Genomic DNA, 17,401 nt, shown 5'->3' with positions numbered 1-17,401 from the left:
CAGGAGCGACTGGACTTCCCACACCTCCTCCGATGATCAGTCGGAAGACATGACGCCTGTTTAAGGGCGCCAGGTCCAGATACAAGGAGCGGCTTACGCCGCGACGCGTGACCAGTAATGCCTGTCGCGGCTGAAGCCGCTCCTGCAGGGAGCGTTGCCTCTCTAGAATTCCAGATCCAGCGCCGCGCACAGATAGTCCACGAACGGGCCCAGCGTCTGCAGGTCGGCGGCGATCTGCGTACGCAGCCGCGGGCCGGTCATGGTCGCGTCGTCGAGCTGGCGCCAGAACACCCAGTTCTTGTGCTTGAGGTCGTCGATGTAGTCGAAGTCGGCCGGGAAACCGCGCGGCGGCCGCACCAGCATCTCGCTTTCCTCGAAATCGAAGCGGCGGCGCAGCGCCGGCGCATGCGCGGCGGCCTTCCAGCTGCCGGGATTGTCGAAGATGAACTGGCGCACCTTGCGCTGCGTGTCCGGCTCCGGATGCCACAGTCCCGCGCCGACGAAGCTCTCGCCCGGCTGCAGGTGGATGTAGAACGAGGGCGCCGGCACCTGCTTGCGCCGCTCATGGAACAGGCGCGCGCCCTGCCAGGTCTTGTATGGCGACTTGTCGTGGGAGAAGCGCGCGTCGCGATGGATGCGGAACAGCGAACCGCCGACCCCGCGCGGATCGGCGCGGAAGTGCTCGCTGACCTGGGCCAGGTCCGGCTGCAGGTCGGTGATCAGGCGCAGGAACGGCTGGCGCACGTGTTCTTCGTACTTGTGCCGGTTGTCGTTGAACCAGGCCTTGTCGTTGTGCCGCGCCAGGGCACGCAGGAACTTGAAGCTGGCGTCGCTGAAATAGCTGGTCATAGGCTGCGTTGCAGGTCGTGGCCCCAGGCGGCCAACTGGTCGAGCAGGGCTTGCTTGGTAGCATCCTGCGGGTGAGCCAGGCGTAAACCGGCCAGCTCCGCGTAGAAGCCGTCGAAGCTCAGTTCGGACAGGCCGCTGTCCTGCTGCAGGCGCTGCCGCCGGTAGTCGTCCCAGCGCGCCTGCTCGACGATGGACAGGCTTTCCGGCCAGTTGCGCGCGCGGTAGCGGAACAGCAGTTCGGGCAGGCGCGGATCGCGGAACTGGCCTTCCAGTGCGGCCAGCTGCGCCGGCGGGGTGGCGCGGACCTGTGCCATCGCGCGCTTGTCGCCATCGGCCAGGAAACCGTCGTACAGCGAGGCGTCGACATCGGCCGGCACCGCGGCGCGCTCGTTGGCGAACACGCGCCGCACCTTCTCCGCCAGCGCCGGGCCGGCCTCGCGCAGGCGCGCGGCCTTGGCCAGGAGGTGCGCCGGGTCCAGTCGCAGCCGGGCGAAATCCGCCTCGCGCAGGTGCGCCCAGGCGACCAGCGCCGGCGCCTTGTTCAGGTGCACTTCCTTGAGCGGGATGCGCTGTTCACCTTCGGGCAGATCGGCCTGCGGGGTGTACAGGCGGTCGGCGATCTGTTCCGGCGAATAGCGCAGCAGCGGCTCGATGTCGCCTTCCAGGTCGAACACCAGAACGCGGCTGTCGATGCGCGGATGCCGCGCCAGCGGCAGCACCGGCGCCGCGCACAGGCGCGCGGCCGGATAGCGCATCGACACGTGCAGCACCGGCTGCATCGCCACCGCATCGAGCAGGCCGCCGCAGAAGCGCTTGTCGCGCAGCTTCAGCGCGTACTCCCACAGCCGCGGCTGGCTGCGGCGGAAGTGTTGGGCCATGCCGATGGTGGCGTACACGTCGGACAGCGCCTCGTGCGCATCGCCGTCGCGCACGCCATTGGCCAGTGCCAGTTGCTCCAGCTTGAACGAGGTGGCGCCGTCCTCGCGCTGCGGCCAGACGATGCCCTCCGGGCGCAGCGCGTGCATCAGCCGCAGCATGTCCAGCAGGTCCCAGCGCGAGTTGCCGTTGCGCCACTCGCGTTCGTAGGGATCGTGGAAATTGCGGAACAGGCCGTGGCGCACGAACTCGTCGTCGAAGCGCAGCGAGTTGTAGCCCAGCGTGCAGGTCTGCGGCCGTGCCATCTGCTCGGCGATGCGTGCGAACGCCTCGGCTTCGCTGACGCCCTCGCGCAAAGCCTGCTGCGGGGTGATGCCGGTGATCAGGGTGGCGACCGGCGAGGGCAGCAGGTCGTCGGCCGGCTTGACGAAGAAACTGATCGGCTCCTCGATCACGTTGAGTTCGGCATCGGTGCGCACCGCGGCGAACTGCGCGATGCGCGTGCGCCGTGGATCGGCGCCGAAGGTTTCCAGGTCGTAGAAGAGGAAGCTGTCTGGCATGAAGAGTCGAATGGTCCGGGCAAGGCAGGCGAGGCGCGGAGCGCGGCAGTGCTTGTGTAGGAGCGGCTTCAGCCGCGACGGGCGTTACCGGGAATGTCCGCCGCGGCGCTCCTAGGGAAGACAGAGCGTCCGGATAGGGTACGCCGGTTCAATGCGCCCCCTCCAGCGGTGCCAGCCGCGCGTGCACGATGCGCTCCAGCCGGTTCCAGTCGATCCGCGACAGATCGCTGTGGCCCTGCGTGGCCTGGACCAGGATGTCGCGCTGCACCTCGCTGCGTTCCAGCGCCTGCGCGTACGGCGTGCGCAGGAAGGTGACCATGGTGTAGTGCGGCACGAAGCGGGTGGGATGCCGTGCCTGCAGGGCCTGGCCGAGTTCGCGCTGCAGCAGGAAGCCCGCGTCGCCGACGCGGTCGCGCATTTCCACGTAGTTCTCCAGCGCCATCTGTTGGATCGCGCCGGCGTTGGGCTTGCGCTCGGCTTCGAAGGCGGCGTAGGCGCGCGCCAGGTCCGGCTCGCGCTGCAGGTGCGCGGCCAGCGCCGCGCAATCCTCGAACGCGCAGTTCATGCCTTGCCCGTGGAACGGCACCATCGCGTGCGCGGCGTCGCCCAGCAGCACCGCGCGGCCGTCCAGGTGCCAGCGCTCCAGGCGCAGCGTGCCGAGCAGGCCCGGCGGATGCTGTTCCCAGTGCTCGGCCAGTTGCGGCATCAGCGGCAGTGCGTCGGCGAAATCGCGCGCGAACAGCGCCAGCGCCTCCTCGCCGCTGCGCACCGTGGCGAAGCTCGGCTCGCCCTTGTTGGGCAGGAACAGGGTGACGGTGAAGGTGCCTTCATCGTTGGGCAGGGCGATGCACATGTAATGCCCGCGCGGCCAGATGTGCAGCGCGTTGGGTTCGATGCGGAAGCCGCCGCTGGCGCTGGGCGGGATCTCCAGTTCCTTGTAGGAATGATCGAGGAACTCGATGTGCTCGGCCATCGGCGCCTTGCGCTGCATCGCTGCGCGCAGCGCCGAGCCGGCGCCGTCGGCGCCGATCATGCTGTCGAAGCGGATGTCGTGCGGCTGGTCGTCGCGGTCGTCGATGAAGCGCGCATAGCCGGCATCGAAATCCACCGTGTGCAGGCGCCGGTAGAAGTGGATGCGCGCGCCGGCCTGTTCGGCCAGTTGCAGCAGGGTGATGTTGAGATCGTTGCGGTGCACCGACCAGATCACTTCGCTGTCGTCGCGGCCGTAGCGCTGCAATTGCTGCTGGCCGTCGGCGAAATGCACCATGCGCCCGCGCATCATCACCGCCTTGGCCATCACCGCGGCATCGGCGCCGGCCTGGCGCAGCACGTGCAGGCCGCGTTCGGCCAGGGCCAGGTTGATCGAGCGGCCGCGCTCGTAATCGTGCACGCGCGGGTCGCCGCGGCGTTCGTAGACGGTGACCTGCCAGCCCTGGCGCGAGAGCAGGATGGCGAGCAGGGAGCCGGCCAGGCCGGCGCCGATCAGGGTGATGCTGCGGGGGGATGCGTTCAATGCGGTGTCCGGAAAGCGCGGCAGGCCGCCGCGCGAAAAAGGCGGCTCAGACGCCGGCCCAGGTTTCCACTTCCTCGACGAAGCGGTAGACGTCGCGGTAGCGGTTGTACAACGGCACCGGGCTGATCCGGATCACGTCCGGTTCGCGCCAGTCGCCGAGCACGCCGACCGATTGCAGGTACTCGAACAGGGCACGGCCGCGCTCGCGGCCGCCGGCCACGCGCAGCGACAGCTGGCAGCCGCGCTGTGCCGGGTCGGACGGGGTGATGATCTGCAGGGTGTCGGCCAGGCGGGCGCGGATCAGCGTCTCCAGGTAGCCGGTGAGCTGCTGCGACTTCTGCCGCAGCGCGTCCAGCCCGGCGCGCTCGAACAGGTCCAGCGAGGCGCGCAGCGGCGCCATGCTCAGGATCGGCGGATTGCTCAGCTGCCAGCCGTCGGCGCCGGGCGCGGCGACGAACTCGGGCGCCATGCGGAAGCGGGTGCGCTTGTCGTGGCCCCACCAGCCGGCGAAGCGCGGGGTGTCGCCGTGGCCGTGGCGCTCGTGCACGAAGGCGCCGGCGACCGCGCCGGGGCCGGCGTTGAGGTATTTGTAGTGGCACCACACCGCGAAGTCCGGGGCGGCATCGTGCAGGTGCAGCGGCACGTTGCCGATGGCATGGGCCAGGTCGAAACCGACCGCGGCGCCGGCCGCACGCGCCAGCTGCGCCACCGCAGCCAGGTCGAACGCCTGGCCGGTGCGGTACTGCACGCCCGGCCACAGCACCAGCGCCAGGCGCGGGCCATGCTCGCCGATGGCGCGCTCGATCGCCGCCAGCGACACGGTGCCGTCGGCGCCGTCGGGCTGCACTTCGATCAGGTCGGTGGCCGGGTCGAAGCCGTGGAAGCGGATCTGCGAGGCCACCGCGTGCTGGTCGGAGGGGAACGCGCCGGCCTCGATCAGGATCGCCGGGCGCTCGCGGGTGGGCCGGTAGAAGCTGACCATGAGCAGGTGCAGGTTCACCGTCAGCGTGTTCATCGCCACCACTTCGTGCGGATGCGCGCCGACCAGCCGTGCCAGCGGCGCAGCCAGCAGTTCGTGGTAGGTCATCCACTGGGTGTCGCCGTTGAAATGGCCTTCCACCGCCAGCGACGACCACTTGTCCAGCACCTCCTGCACCGCGGCGCGCGCGCCGCGCGGCTGCAGGCCCAGCGAGTTGCCGACGAAATAGGCCTGGTCGGCGCCCTGGTGCTGCGGGAACAGGAACTCCTGGCGCAGGGCCCGCAGCGGATCGGCGGCGTCGAGGGCGATGGCGTGCTGGCGGGACAGGATCTCGTTCATCGGCTTGGGTTCCTGGAAGCAGGGCGAGAGTTTAGGGCGTGTGGGGCGACGTGGCGCGGGGCGACGCCGGGCCGGCCTCTCCGGCGCCGCCTGCGTGGCCGGCGCGACGCGGCTGCGCGTTCATCCGCTGCGCTGCGCGCCCACCGGCGGCGGATCCTTCGATGCCGCCGCGGCCGGCAGCAGCGCACCGCGAACCAGGTGGGTGAGGGTGCCGATGCTGTCGGCGACGCGGTCGCTGGTGTCGGCCAGCGCGGCCAGGGCGCCGCCGTCGCTGCCGTCCTGCTGCGCAGCCAGCGCCTCGGCCAGGCGCCGCTCATCCGTGCGCAGGCTGGCCTGCGGCGGCGCCGTGCCGGTGCGCAGGCTCTCGGCCAGTTCGGTCAGTGCGGCGTGCGCCTGCTGCCGGAACTGCGGCAGTTCCGGCAGCGGCGGCAACGGCGGCGCATCGCGCAGCACCGCCTCCAGCGCCAACGAGGCGCGGATCAGCCGGTTGCCGTTGGCCAGCACGGATTCGGCCAGGGTCAGTTCGCGCAGGTTGCGTTTGCGCCGTGGCTCGCCGCGCAGGCGTTCGATCGAGGCCTGGGCATTGGTGCGGGCGGTGCGCGAGGCCGCGCGGGTGTCCGGCAGCGCCTGCAGGCGCCCCTCCAGCACCGCGTCGAGATGGTCGCGGTAGGCGAGCAGCAACTGCGCCAGGATGGCGCGGATGTGCTTGCGTTCCCAGGTCGGCCACAGCGCGTAGGCCGCCAGCGCCAGCGCGCTGCCGAGCACGGTGGCCTGGATGCGCTCGCCGATCGCCTCGCCCGGCGCCATGCCTTCGAACGACAGCAACAGCACCAGCATGCCGGTCAGGCAGGTCACGCCGAGCCCGTAGTTGACCTGGGTGAGCAGGCGGAAGCCCAGGCAGAACACCGTCAGCAACAGCAGCCGCACCACCGCCCCGTCCATCACGAAATGCGCCAGCACCGTGGCCAGCAGCAGCCCGGCGAAGGTGCCGGCCACGCGCAGCGCGCCGAAGCTGAGGGTGCCGCCGAAATCCGGCTTGAGCACGATCGCGGTGGTCATCGGGATCCAGTAGCCGTGCGGGATCGCCTGCCAGCGGGCGAACAGCACCGCCAGCGCCAGGCATACCCCACAGCGCAGCGCGTGGCGGAACGCCACCGACGACAGGTTCAGGTTCGCCCGCAGGGTCTGCAGCGGCGCCAGCGGGCGCAGCGCCGGCGGCAGCCGCGCTTCGGCCAGTTCGGCCTGGATCTCGCCGCGGCTGCTGGCCCAGCGGCCATTGCGCACCAGCGCGCGCAGCTGGCCGCCCAGGCCCTGCGCGCGGGCCACGGCGATGCGCAGCAGGCGCCGTTCGCGGGTGTCCTCGGTCTGCGCCTGCACCTGCGCCAGGGCCTCGACCAGATCGTCGAAGCCGGTCATCGAGTCGTTGGCGGCGTCGGGGTCTTCGGCGCTGTCCAGCGCATGCGCCAGCTGGTCCAGCACCACCGCGCTGCGTTCGAGCACGCGTTCGATCGGCAGCCGCGCGGGCGACGCTGCGTCCAGGCGCCCGTGCAGATCGGCCAGGGTCAGCAGCTCCAGCCGCGCGCGTTCGCACAACTCGGCGATGACCCGGAACGCCTGCACCGCACGCCCGCGCGAACGGTGTTCGCCGTGCAGCATCACCATTGCCTCGAGCACCGCTTCGGTGGCCGGCGGCGCCGCGGTCGCGCTCGGCCGCTGGCGGGCGAGGCCGGCCAGTTGCCGCATCAGGTCGGCCAGGGCGAAGCGCTCCGGGCGGTAGCGCTGCAGCGGCCAGGCCGCCAGCGCCATCAGCATCTGCAGCACGCCGCCGGCGAAGATCAGCGCGGCCACGCCCACGCTCTGCGCAGGCGGCAGTCCTACGTCGGCGCTGACCACCAGCAGGATCATGCTGGTCAGCCCGACCCGCGCCGCCACCGGACCCAGCGCCACCAGCAGGCCGCCGCCCAGGCCGAGCAGCAGCGCGCACAGCGCCAGCGCCACCGTGTGCGCGCCGATCAGCATGCCCAGCAACGCGGCGACGCCCGCCGCCAGCGCGGCCATCAGCATGCGCTGCATCCGCGCCCGGTACGGGCCGGGCTGGTCGGAGAACATGGTGTTGAGCGCGCCGGTGGACACCGCCAGGCCCAGTTCGGCATGGCCGGCGGCCACGCCCAGCGCCAGCGGCGCGACCACCGCCGCGGTGTTGCGCAGGGCCACGCGCACCGGCACGTCGCGCGGCTTGAGCGCGATCAGGCCGCGCAGCATCGCGATGGGGAACGGCGCGGGCGCAGGGCGGTCACGGCGCGGCGGCAGCGGCCGGCAGCGGATGCACGTGGCCGCAGGCGGCGCAGGTGCGCAGCGATTCGGACGCGTAGAAGCGCGCGAACACCGGCGGGAAGTCGGTCTCGATGTTCTGCAGCGGGAAGTAGGCTTCGTACAGCAGGTGGTTGCAGCGCTCGCAGTACCAGAGCAGGCCGTCCTGTTCGTGCGGCAGGCGTCGCCGCTCGATCACCAGGCCCACCGACTCCGGTCCGCGTTGCGGGGAGTGCGGCACCTTCGGCGGCAGCAGGAAGGTCTCGCCGGCGCGGATCGGGATCTCGCGCACCGCGCCGTCCTCCTGGATCTTCAGCACCATCTCGCCTTCGAGCTGGTAGAACCACTCCGGGCCTTCGTCGTAGTGGTAGTCGCTGCGCGCGTTCGGCCCGCCGACCACCATCACGATGAAGTCGCCGGCATGCATGCACTTGTTGCCGACCGGCGGCTTCAGCAGGTGCCGGTGGGCGTCGATCCAGGCGTGCAGGTTCAACGGGGCAGGGAGCATGGGGATCCTCGCGGGCGATGACGGAACGGCGCGCGCCGCTCAGCGGTCCTCGCGGTCCTGGCTGATGCGCGCCAGGGCGGCATCGTAGCGCGGCACCAGGTCGTCGATGCGACCGAGTTCCATGCCCAGGTCGTGCACGCGGCCGTCGCGCAGGCTGTAGACCCAGCCGTGTACGGTCAGTTCCTGGCCGCGCGCCCAGGCGTCGAGCACGATCGAGGTGCGGCTGACGTTGACCACCTGCTCGAGCACGTTGAGTTCGCACAGCCGCGCGTGCTGCACGTTGAGCGCGCCGGCCTGCTGCAGGCAGTGCTCGTGCTTCTCGGCCACGTCGGTGACGTGGCGGATCCAGTTGTCGACCAGGCCCAGCCGCGCGCGGGTCAGGCCGGCATGCACGCCGCCGCAACCGTAGTGGCCGACCACCAGGATGTGCCGCACCTTCAGCACCTCGACCGCGAACTGGATCACCGACAGGCAGTTGAGGTCGGTATGCACCACCACGTTGGCGATGTTGCGGTGGACGAACACCTCGCCCGGCGCCATGTCGATGATCTGGTTCGCCGGCACCCGCGAGTCGGAACAGCCGATCCACAGGTACTCCGGGGTCTGCTGCTTGGACAGGCGGCTGAAGAACTCCGGATCCTCGCGGTTGATGCGTTCGGACCAGGAGCGGTTGTTGTCCAGGAGTTGCGCGATTTTGCTCATAGCGTCGCATTATTCCAGAAGCCTGGGTCCGGCGCGCAGCTGGCGCATACGCCGACGCGCATGAGGGCCGCGGCGCCTCAGTGCGCAGGCGTCGCCGGATCGGGCTTTTGCCGATCCCGTTGGCGCGGCCCGCTGCGCAGACTTCCTCCACGCCCACACCGGGCATCAGCGGAGGATCCCATGGCCGACTTCAACGCATTCTTTCCGACCCTGCTCAAGCACGAGGGCGGTTTCGTCAACGATCCGGTGGACCCGGGCGGCGCCACCAACAAGGGCATCACCCTGGCGACCTTCCGCGTGTACGCCAAGAGCCTGCTGCAACTGGAACCGACCCTGGACAACCTGCGCGCGCTCACCGACGCGCAGGCCGGGGTGATCTACAAGACCTGCTACTGGAATGCGGTGCACGGTGACGAGATCGCGCTGCAGCCGTTGGCCAACATCCTGTTCGACTTCCAGGTCAATGCCGGCAACAACGCCATCAAGCTGCTGCAGCGCGTGCTCAATGCGCAGACTCCGACGCTGAAGCTGCCGGAGGACGGCAAGTTGGGCCCGGCCACCCTGGCGGCGCTGCTGGCGGCCGACCAGCGCGATCTGTACGCACGCTACAAGCAGGGCCGGCGCGACTACTACCAACGGCTGGTCGCGGCCAGGCCGCCGCTGGCCAAGTTTCTCAAGGGCTGGCTGGCGCGCACCGATTCCTTCCCCGACCTGAGCTGAGCGCGCACACGGCGCACGACGCCGATCCGCCGCCGTCGCCGACGGCAGCCTTCTTTCCCCAGGAGCGACCATGGCTGGACCGACCGCATTGAACGACCTGATCGAAGCGCTGGCCGGCGCCGTGATCGAGGCGCAGGACCGCATCGAGCAGCACCAGATGGCCAACCTCGGCGACTACTTCGACGAGTTCCACCGGCCCAAGAGCGTGATCATCCGCCTGCCGTCGCAGCACCCGCAGGCCGCCGAAGGCGACGAGGACTACTACCGCGCGCCGCTGCTGCCGCTGGTCTCGACCAACGTGCTGCGGATCAAGGACGTGGAGATCAGCTTCGATGCGCAGCTCGGCGACCTCGGCGGCCTGCAATCCGCCGACGGCTTCTTCGCGCCGGAGTCGCCCGGCCCGCGCGGTGCCTGGCAGGCCAAGCGCACCGCCACCCGTTCCAGCGTGCGCGTGGATACCAGCGCCAGCGCGCGGAGCCAGCGCCAGAGTGCCGTCCACGTCGTGTTGCGTGTGGAGGGGACCGAACCGACTGACGGAGCGGCCAGATTGCTCAACCATCTGGCGCAGACGCAGGGCGTGTTCAAGACGGTCATGGCCGACAAGCCGGACGTCGCGGGCACGGACGATGTAACCAATCCCACCAACTAAGGAGTCACTGCAATGGCTGACGAACTCGTCAACATGTCAAGTCAATTCAAGGGTCTGCCGATGGGCGACCTGATCGGCGGCCCGCTGGATGCGGCCTGCGACGCGCAGGTCAAGCTGGCCCGCGCCACCGCCGATTTCATCCGCGTCATCGGCTTCCTGCCGCCGGATGCGGGCAGCAACGATCCGCAGGCGACCGGCGCCACCCGCACCGCCAGCTTCCGCTTCAAGCGGCCGGTCGACGATCCGACCACCGCCGGCGGCATCGCCGAGGAAGAGGTCGAACTGGAAGTGCCGCTGCTGGCCATCGTCAACGTCCCCAGCCTGAGCATCCAGACCGTGGACATCACCTTCGACATGGAAGTGAAGTCGTCCTTCTCCGAGAAGTCCTCCACCGATGCCTCGGCGTCGCTGTCGGCGGACATGGAATTCGGCTGGGGCATGTTCAAGGCCAAGGTGCACATCCAGGGTTCGGTCGCCACGCACAAGGAAAACACGCGTAGCTCCGACAACTCGGCCAAGTACCACGTCGCCGTGCACGCCGCCGACAAGGGCATGCCGGAAGGGCTGGCGCGGGTGATGGACATCCTGCAGAGCTCGGTGGCGCCGCGCAAGGTTGGCGCGCCGGTGCCGGTCGCCGCCTAAGTCCATAGCGGCCTGTTGAACCATCTCGTCGGGGGACTCGTCAACGATGTTCGACCTTACTGAAGTCAAGTTCGTCAAGCGGGTCGTGGTCGGTAGCGACAACCCGACGCAGATGCAGTCGCCCGAGCAGATCGAGGCGGCGCGGGCCTTGCTCAACCGCTGCCTGAGCGATTCGCCGAAGGGCGCGATCATCGGCACCGAGAAGAATTTCGCCGTGCTGCAGATCGGCGAGCACCAGGTGGTGATGCAGTGGCTGTGCTACCACGTGGGCTTTCCGCGCAAGCCCGGCTGGTTGAAGGACGACTGATGGCCAGGCTGCGCTGCGAGTTCGACCTGTTCCTGCAGGGGCTGTCGGCGGCCTTACTGGATGCGCAGCGGCGCTGCCGCGCGCGTCACGCACAGGCATTGCGCGCCTGCTTCGGCGCAGGCGAGACGCTGCAGGTGGAAACGGACGCGGCCGAGCCGCCGTCGCTGCAGATCCCGTTGTGGGAACTGCGCGCCTGGCAGTTGCCGCAGATCGGCGAGTTGGCCCTGGCCTTCGACGTCGAACTGGACGTGGTGGACGTGCCGGACGAGGCGCCGCGTCTGCTGCTGCAGGTGCAGCCGCGCCGGCCGCGCCGGCCCGGCCACCGCTTGCAGGTCGTGTTCCGCGGCACCCACACCCCGATCGGCGAGGTGCTGTTCGACGGTCAGCGGCTGAAGCTGTGGCACCTGTCCGACGCGCCCGCCCCGCACGATCCCGCCCAGGAGAGCGCACATGCGTAGACACGGCTTCATCCTGTCCCGGCACGACACCGACCTGTGGTGCCGAGAACTGCACATCGACCTGCGCTCGCTGGCCCGCGCGCAGCGGCTGCGCCGGCGTCGACGCCGGGCGCTGTGGCTGCTTGCCGTACTGTTTCTCGTGGCGGCCGTCCTGGCGCTGATCCGGTTCGGTCTGTCCTGACCGCGCCCTTCGTTTTTCCTTCATATCCAACAGGAGAGTCGCATGCGTATCCGTTCGCGTGGTGTTGCGCGTTTCCCGCTCTGGCTGGGGCTGTGCCTGGCCCTGCCGTCCGCCGTCGTTGCCGCGCCGCAGGCGTCTGCGCCTGCCGCGCCGGTCGCAGCGGCCAGTGCCGAGGCGCTGCCGCCCGGCGAATGGAACGGCACCCTGGCGACTGACGCGCAGCGGCTGGCCTCGGTGCGCCTGGTCCAGCGGGACGGCAAGGTCCGGTTGATGTTCGGCTCGCCGCTGAACTGCGCGCTGCTGGTCAAGCCGCAAGCGGACGGCAGCTTCGCGCTGGAGTCGATCAATGGCGGCGCCTACTGCGACAAGCTGATGGGCAAGCCGCTGCGCGTGCAACGCAGCGGCGACGACCTGCGGCTCAATGTCGGCGGCACGGACCTGCCGGTCGTGCTGCATACCGATCCGGGCCAGCCCAGCCCGCTGCAGGGCGCATGGCGCGGGTTGATTCGTCCCGATTACGGTAATGGGGCAGTTACCGTGCAGCTGAGCGTCGCCGCGACGCCGCAGGCGCCGGGCAACGCCACGGTACAGTTGCGCTACGGCGCGCCGCGCGAGTGCAGGGTGCAGGGACGCTACCTCGACACGCGCGAGGGAGCAGCGCTGTACGCGCTGGACATGAACGATCAGGGCACCTGCGCGCGCCTGGGCGACGGCCAGCTGACGCTGCGCGCGAGGCCGGACGGCAAGCTCGAACTGCAGACCGTGGACCGCGCCGGGACGCGACGGGAAAACGCATTGCTGGAGCGTGCGCCCGCCAACCCGTAATCCGCCGCACGCAGGCGCCGGCCACCGCTTCCGTCCAGGAGTGTTGCGATGAACGTCTGGATCAAGACGCTGGCCGGCGCCCTGTGGCGTCGGCTGCGCGCGGCACGCAACGCCGTGCCGCGCCTGCCGCCGCCGGGCATCCTGCCGCAGTTGCGTGCGGAGTGCGAAGCGATGGCCCGCTACGCGCTGGAGCATGGCATGGCGGTGCCGCCGGAGCTGATTGCGCGGCTGTCCATGCTGTTATGCGCCGCTTCGTCGGACGGCGAGGCGGGCGACATCGAGCAGCGCGCGCACGAACTGGCGGTGACCCATCGGCGGTTGGCGCAACTGATCCGCCCGGCGACCCCGCAGGCGGTATTCCTGCTCGACGCCGAGCGGCGCCGTCCGCACTGGGCGACCTTGCTCGGTCCGCTGCCGCTGGTGCGCGCGCTGACCGCCACCTCGCTGTTGTTCCTGTTCGCGGTGGTGGCGTCGGCCCTGTCCAGCAAGGTCAGCGCGGACAACGTGCGCCTGGGATTCCTGGATTCCTCGGGCAGCGTGCTGCTGTGGAACGCGCTGTTCCTGCTGTTCTGCGCCGGCCTGGGCGCCTCGTTCTCCTCGTTGTTCCAGGTGCACCGCTACGTCGCCGACGCCAGCTACGACCCCAAGTACGACGCCTCCTACGGCGCACGCATGATCCTGGGCCTGATCGCCGGCCTGATCCTGGTCGAGGTGCTGCCGCCGGACCTGTTCGAAAGCGGTGGCATGCGCAGCTTCGGCAAGCCGACCCTGGCGATGCTCGGCGGCTTTTCCGCCACCGCGGTGTATCGCCTGCTGCAGCGCCTGGTCGACGCCATGGAAACGCTCGTGCGCGGCGACACCTCCGCGCAGGCGCAGGCGTCGCTGGAAGTGCAGCGCGCCAGCAACGACACCGAGCGCATGCGCTGGCAGGGCGAGCTGGCCGCGCAGTTGATGGCCTTGCAGCAGTCGATCGAGGTCGGCACGCCGCCGGCCGCGATCCAGCAGCGGCTCGCCGAGTTCGCCCGCGCCATGCTGCAGGTGGAGGCCGCCCGGTTGCCGCCACCACCACCGCCGCCAACCGCTGCTGCGGAATGAGCATGCCGGCGTATCGCCGGCGTCCCACCATCGTTCGTCGGCGCAGGACTTCGTTCTGCGTCACAGCGTGTGCGCCCTAGCACGGGATTCTGTCTACAAACCGAGACTAATGCGGCAATCCGCACAAGTTCAGCCGTCGCCGCCATCCATATCAGCCTGAAGCCGATGGCCGCCATGGCCCAGCGTGACAAGCTGAGGACGTAACGCAAGCGCAGGTTCCGCGCTGTCGCATCGGTTGAAAAAAGGGGCGCGTCGCACTGCAGCGGACGCGGGTTGCCGCGCGGTCGCGCGTTGGGAGTTCCATTACCAACACAGGTAGAGAATGAACACACGTATCGTGATTGCCGCCGAACGCAGCATCGTGCTGGAGGGCATGGTGGCCCTGTTGGACAATACGCCGGACATCGACGTGGTCGGCCACGCGGTCGACGGACTGGAGTGCGTGCAACTGGTGACCCGGCAGCAGCCGGACGTCGTGCTGATGGATGTGATGCTGCCGGGACTCAACGGCATCGAGGCCACCCGTCGGCTACTGCAGCGCAGCCCGCGCAGCAAGGCCATCTGCATTGCCGCCTCCGATGCCGCAGTCAACGTACGCGCGGCCATCGACGCCGGCGCCAAGGGCTACCTGGCGCGCAACAGCACCTTCCACGAATTGCTGCGCGCGATCCAGCAGGTCGGCAACGATCAGCTGTACATCAGCCCGCAGCTGTCGCAGTCGCTGGTCAGCGAGTATCGCTGCCCGCCCGGTGACGCGGTTTCCGCCTATACGCTGCTGACCTCGCGCGAACGCGAGATCGTGCAGCTGCTGTCCGAGGGATTGTCGACCAAGGAGATCGCTGCACGCCTGCACATCAGCGTCAAGACCATCGGCACCCATCGCGAACACATCATGCTCAAGCTGGGCATGCAGAGCATCGCGCAATTGACCCGGTACGCGATCCGCGAAGGCCTGTCGCCGCTGGACGGCGGCCGCGCCAGCGCGCACCGCGCCGATCGCGACCGCCAAGGACCGGCCAGCCGTTGCGGCTGAGTGGCGCGCGCGTCATGGCGGTGCAGCCGCCAGGCGGCGCGCCCGGCGCTTGCGGTCTTCATGCATCACGCATGCGTTGCGGTCGCTGCTGCGCGCCATCGGCCCGGCCTGACCGCTCTGCGTTCGGTCGTGTTCGCCACGCTGGATCGCGGCCGCGCGTTCAGTCCTGGCGTCGAGCGCGCATCAGTGCCGCAATGCCTTGCGCGCCGGCGTCGGCCTGGGCCTGCAACGCCTCGCGCACCGCGGCCTGGTTCGCCGGCGGATGGTTCTGGCTGAGCTTGAACTTCAGTTCGACCCGCTCGACCTCCAGGCGGAAGCCGACGATGCCGCGCAACTGGCGCCGGTGCGCGTCGTTGTCCGGCTCGTAGCGCCAGTCGCTGCCCAACGCGCGCTCGTGGCGTTCGCTCAGCCGCGCCACCACGTCGGCCAGCATCGCCTCGTCGTCGCTGGGCTGCAGGTGACCATGCAGGTGCGCCGTGGCGTAGTTCCAGGTCGGCACCCGCGCCATCGCGTCCTTGTCCGGATACCAGCCCGGCGAGACGTAGGCATGCGGGCCGTGCACGATCAGCAAGGCCGGCCCGGCGTGCCGGGCCTGCGGGTTGGCCCGCGACCAATGGCCTTCGACCAGGATGCGCGCGCCGTCGCGCCGGTACAGCACCGGCAACGGTGTGGCGCAGGGCAGGCCGTCGGCGACGGTGACCAGGGTGGCGAACGGGTGGTGCGCGATCAGCGCGTCCAGCGCGCCCAGGTCGTGTTCGGCGAAGGAGGGCGGAACGTGCATCGCCAGGTCAGGCGCGCGCGCCCAGGCTCTGGGTCATGCGTCCGCGCAGGTCGGCTTCGTCGTCGGCCTGCGGCGGCGACACCTCGCCCAACGAGAAGCCGCGCGCCCGCGCATCGTCTTCGTCGAGACCATCGAAAGCGACGAACTCGGCGTCGAACAGCGCCGCGCGGGCGGTGTCCTCGCTGTCGTAGCTGAGCGTATTGCCGTCGCTGTCCAGCACCTCGGCGGTGCCGGCGTCGCGCACGCGCAGGCGCGCCCACACCAGCAGGCGGCCGAGACTGGCCAGGTACCACTGATCGTGGGAGGGAGAATCTGAAGTCATGGAATCACCAGGGAAAGCAGCCAGAGCAGGGCGGCCATGCCCAGGCCGAAGAAGATGGTCATCAGCGACAGCCAGGCCGGCGTCGCCAGCCCGGAGAGCCCGCGGTCGCCGAGCGGACGGTAGCGCCGCGCCAGCAGCCAGCCGAGCGCGACCGGCTTGAGGAAGGCGCCCGGCCCGAACGCCGCCACCAGCGGCGGATGGCGGTCGCGGATGTGCACCAGGGTCAGCGGCCAGAAGATCAGGAACGCGCTGGCCCCGGCGATCGCCACGCCGACGAAGCACAGCGCGAAGAACAGGATCATGGCGCGCGCTCCCCTGGCCGGCTCAGAACTCGGCGCTGCCCGGCGCGCGCGGGTAGGGGATGGCGTCGCGGATGTTGCTCAGCCCGCATACGTACACCACCAGGCGCTCGAAGCCCAGGCCGAAGCCGGCGTGCGGCACCGTGCCGTAGCGGCGGAAGTCGCGGTACCAGCCGTAGTGCTGCGGATCCAGGCCGAACTGCTGCATGCGCGCGTCGAGCACGTCCAGGCGTTCCTCGCGCTGGCTGCCGCCGATGATCTCGCCGATGCCGGGGGCCAGCACGTCCATCGCCGCCACGGTCTTGCCGTCGTCGTTCAGGCGCATGTAGAAGGCCTTGATGTGCTCGGGGTAGTTGGTCACCACCACCGGGCGCCCGACGTGCTGCTCGGTCAGCCAGCGCTCGTGTTCGGTCTGCAGGTCCAGGCCCCATTCCACCGGGAACTCGAACTTCTGCCCGGACTTCTGCAGCAGGCCGATCGCGTCGCCGTACTCGATGCGCTCGAACGGCGAGTTGATGAAGGTCTCCAGCTTGCTGATCGCGGTCTTGTCGACACGCTCGGCGATGAACGCCAGGTCGTCGGCACGCTCTTCCAGCACTGCACGGAACAGGTACTTCAGGAAGTCCTCGGCGACCCGCGCGTCCTCGGCCAGGTCGGCGAAGGCGATCTCCGGCTCGATCATCCAGAACTCGGCCAGGTGGCGAGTGGTGTGACTGTTCTCGGCGCGGAAGGTGGGGCCGAAGGTGTAGACCTTGCTCAGCGCCAGGCAGTAGGCCTCGACGTTGAGCTGGCCGGATACGGTCAGGAAGGTCTCCTTGCCGAAGAAGTCGCGGCCGAAGTCGACCTGGCCCTGCGCGTCGCGCGGCAGGTTGGCCATGTCCAGCGTGGAAACGCGGAACATCTGGCCGGCGCCTTCGGCGTCGGAGGTGGTGATGATCGGCGTGCTGATCCAGTTGTAGCCGTTGAGGTGGAAGTAGCGGTGCACCGCCTGCGCCAGGCAGTTGCGGATGCGCGTCACCGCGCCGAACAGGTTGGTGCGCGGGCGCAGGTGCGCGACCTCGCGCAGGAACTCCGGAGACATCGGCTTGGGCTGGATCGGGTAGGTCAGCGGGTCCTCGACCCAGCCGACCACTTCGACGGAACTGGCCTGGATCTCGAACGACTGGCCCTTGCCCTGCGACTTCACCAGCACGCCCTTGGCGATCAGCGAGCAGCTGCCGGTGAGCCGCTTGACCTCGTCGAAGTTGGGCAGTGCATCGGTCGCCACCACCTGGATCGGGGCGAAGCAGGAGCCGTCGCTCACATTGATGAAAGCCAGTCCGGCAGATCCGCGCAGCGTGCGCACCCATCCCCGCACCGTGACTTCGCCGCCTTCCGGGATCTTCCCGGCCAGCGCATGTGCAACGCTCACCACCGTCATGACTTGAATCCTCGCCGCAGCGACTCGATATGG

20 protein-coding genes are annotated in these 17,401 nt (G+C 69.6%); 9 read left to right on the top strand and 11 right to left on the bottom strand.

Annotated features, from left to right (window positions below; translation table 11 throughout):
* Nucleotides 1–162: 162 nt before the first annotated feature.
* The 7 genes from GGR64_RS20355 to can all read right to left on the bottom strand — a co-directional run bounded on the left by GGR64_RS20355 (nucleotide 163) and on the right by can (nucleotide 8,636).
* Nucleotides 163–849 carry a DUF2461 domain-containing protein gene (locus tag GGR64_RS20355; protein WP_160960284.1) on the bottom strand — a complete coding sequence of 229 codons (687 nt, stop codon included), beginning with the start codon at nucleotides 847–849 and terminating at the stop codon, nucleotides 163–165.
* Entirely contained in the window at nucleotides 846–2,285 is a 1,440-nt protein-coding gene (sbcB, locus tag GGR64_RS20350; protein WP_184648103.1) for an exodeoxyribonuclease I, read from the bottom strand. Before sbcB ends, GGR64_RS20355 begins: the two co-directional genes overlap by 4 nt.
* 148 nt (nucleotides 2,286–2,433) lie before the next feature.
* A complete protein-coding gene (locus GGR64_RS20345; RefSeq protein WP_160967897.1) occupies nucleotides 2,434–3,798 on the bottom strand; it encodes an NAD(P)/FAD-dependent oxidoreductase in 1,365 nt (454 codons plus the stop codon).
* Between the two features lie 46 nt (nucleotides 3,799–3,844).
* The gene (gene kynU, locus GGR64_RS20340) at nucleotides 3,845–5,116 is read right to left on the bottom strand and encodes a kynureninase (RefSeq protein WP_184648101.1); all 1,272 of its coding nucleotides are present in this window, start codon (nucleotides 5,114–5,116) and stop codon (nucleotides 3,845–3,847) included.
* A gap of 120 nt (nucleotides 5,117–5,236) precedes the next feature.
* Complete coding sequence (locus tag GGR64_RS20335) at nucleotides 5,237–7,378, bottom strand: FUSC family protein (RefSeq protein WP_184648099.1); 2,142 nt, start codon at nucleotides 7,376–7,378, stop codon at nucleotides 5,237–5,239.
* A gap of 31 nt (nucleotides 7,379–7,409) precedes the next feature.
* Nucleotides 7,410–7,934: a 3-hydroxyanthranilate 3,4-dioxygenase gene (locus tag GGR64_RS20330; RefSeq protein WP_184447761.1), complete on the bottom strand. Its 525-nt coding sequence runs from the start codon at nucleotides 7,932–7,934 to the stop codon at nucleotides 7,410–7,412.
* A gap of 39 nt (nucleotides 7,935–7,973) precedes the next feature.
* Complete coding sequence (gene can / locus GGR64_RS20325; RefSeq protein WP_160967890.1) at nucleotides 7,974–8,636, bottom strand: carbonate dehydratase; 663 nt, start codon at nucleotides 8,634–8,636, stop codon at nucleotides 7,974–7,976.
* A gap of 180 nt (nucleotides 8,637–8,816) precedes the next feature.
* Here can and GGR64_RS20320 point away from each other — a divergent pair, with 180 nt between their 5' ends.
* The 9 genes from GGR64_RS20320 (at nucleotide 8,817) to GGR64_RS20280 (ending at nucleotide 14,546) form a co-directional block, all read left to right on the top strand.
* Nucleotides 8,817–9,356: a glycosyl hydrolase 108 family protein gene (locus GGR64_RS20320; protein ID WP_184447762.1), complete on the top strand. Its 540-nt coding sequence runs from the start codon at nucleotides 8,817–8,819 to the stop codon at nucleotides 9,354–9,356.
* Between the two features lie 70 nt (nucleotides 9,357–9,426).
* Nucleotides 9,427–10,005, top strand: coding sequence for a DUF2589 domain-containing protein (locus GGR64_RS20315; RefSeq protein ID WP_173003349.1), 579 nt, complete (start codon nucleotides 9,427–9,429; stop codon nucleotides 10,003–10,005).
* A 12-nt stretch (nucleotides 10,006–10,017) separates the two neighbouring features.
* A complete protein-coding gene (locus GGR64_RS20310) occupies nucleotides 10,018–10,647 on the top strand; it encodes a DUF2589 domain-containing protein (RefSeq protein ID WP_184648097.1) in 630 nt (209 codons plus the stop codon).
* Between the two features lie 46 nt (nucleotides 10,648–10,693).
* Complete coding sequence (locus tag GGR64_RS20305) at nucleotides 10,694–10,954, top strand: hypothetical protein (protein WP_048492013.1); 261 nt, start codon at nucleotides 10,694–10,696, stop codon at nucleotides 10,952–10,954.
* Entirely contained in the window at nucleotides 10,954–11,412 is a 459-nt protein-coding gene (locus GGR64_RS20300; RefSeq protein ID WP_184648095.1) for a hypothetical protein, read from the top strand. Before GGR64_RS20305 ends, GGR64_RS20300 begins: the two co-directional genes overlap by 1 nt.
* Nucleotides 11,405–11,593, top strand: a complete 189-nt coding sequence (locus GGR64_RS20295) for a hypothetical protein (protein ID WP_160967882.1) — start codon at nucleotides 11,405–11,407, stop codon at nucleotides 11,591–11,593. Before GGR64_RS20300 ends, GGR64_RS20295 begins: the two co-directional genes overlap by 8 nt.
* 42 nt (nucleotides 11,594–11,635) lie before the next feature.
* Nucleotides 11,636–12,418 (top strand): hypothetical protein, encoded by a 783-nt coding sequence (locus GGR64_RS20290; RefSeq protein ID WP_184648093.1) that lies wholly within the window; start codon nucleotides 11,636–11,638, stop codon nucleotides 12,416–12,418.
* 48 nt (nucleotides 12,419–12,466) lie between these two features.
* The gene (locus GGR64_RS20285) at nucleotides 12,467–13,513 is read left to right on the top strand and encodes a hypothetical protein (protein ID WP_184447766.1); all 1,047 of its coding nucleotides are present in this window, start codon (nucleotides 12,467–12,469) and stop codon (nucleotides 13,511–13,513) included.
* A 322-nt stretch (nucleotides 13,514–13,835) separates the two neighbouring features.
* On the top strand, nucleotides 13,836–14,546 hold the full coding sequence (locus GGR64_RS20280) for a response regulator transcription factor (RefSeq protein ID WP_160967876.1): 711 nt from the start codon (nucleotides 13,836–13,838) through the stop codon (nucleotides 14,544–14,546).
* A gap of 160 nt (nucleotides 14,547–14,706) precedes the next feature.
* On the opposite strand, the gene GGR64_RS20275 is transcribed toward GGR64_RS20280, so the two are convergent.
* The 4 genes from GGR64_RS20275 to asnS are packed head-to-tail and all read right to left on the bottom strand — an operon-like array spanning nucleotide 14,707 to nucleotide 17,368.
* Nucleotides 14,707–15,327, bottom strand: coding sequence for an FMN-binding negative transcriptional regulator (locus tag GGR64_RS20275; protein ID WP_184648091.1), 621 nt, complete (start codon nucleotides 15,325–15,327; stop codon nucleotides 14,707–14,709).
* Between the two features lie 7 nt (nucleotides 15,328–15,334).
* The gene (locus tag GGR64_RS20270; protein WP_184648089.1) at nucleotides 15,335–15,649 is read right to left on the bottom strand and encodes a hypothetical protein; all 315 of its coding nucleotides are present in this window, start codon (nucleotides 15,647–15,649) and stop codon (nucleotides 15,335–15,337) included.
* Nucleotides 15,646–15,951, bottom strand: coding sequence for a hypothetical protein (locus GGR64_RS20265; RefSeq protein WP_017907180.1), 306 nt, complete (start codon nucleotides 15,949–15,951; stop codon nucleotides 15,646–15,648). The genes GGR64_RS20270 and GGR64_RS20265 overlap by 4 nt, the downstream gene beginning before the upstream one ends.
* A gap of 22 nt (nucleotides 15,952–15,973) precedes the next feature.
* Nucleotides 15,974–17,368: an asparagine--tRNA ligase gene (gene asnS / locus GGR64_RS20260; RefSeq protein ID WP_184648087.1), complete on the bottom strand. Its 1,395-nt coding sequence runs from the start codon at nucleotides 17,366–17,368 to the stop codon at nucleotides 15,974–15,976.
* Nucleotides 17,369–17,401 lie beyond the last annotated feature (33 nt).

Source organism: Xanthomonas sp. 3307, from assembly GCF_014199735.1.
GTDB lineage: Bacteria > Pseudomonadota > Gammaproteobacteria > Xanthomonadales > Xanthomonadaceae > Xanthomonas_A > Xanthomonas_A rydalmerensis.
The sequence above is the reverse complement of the archived record's forward strand: the minus strand, read 5'-3'. Positions and strand labels throughout refer to the sequence as shown.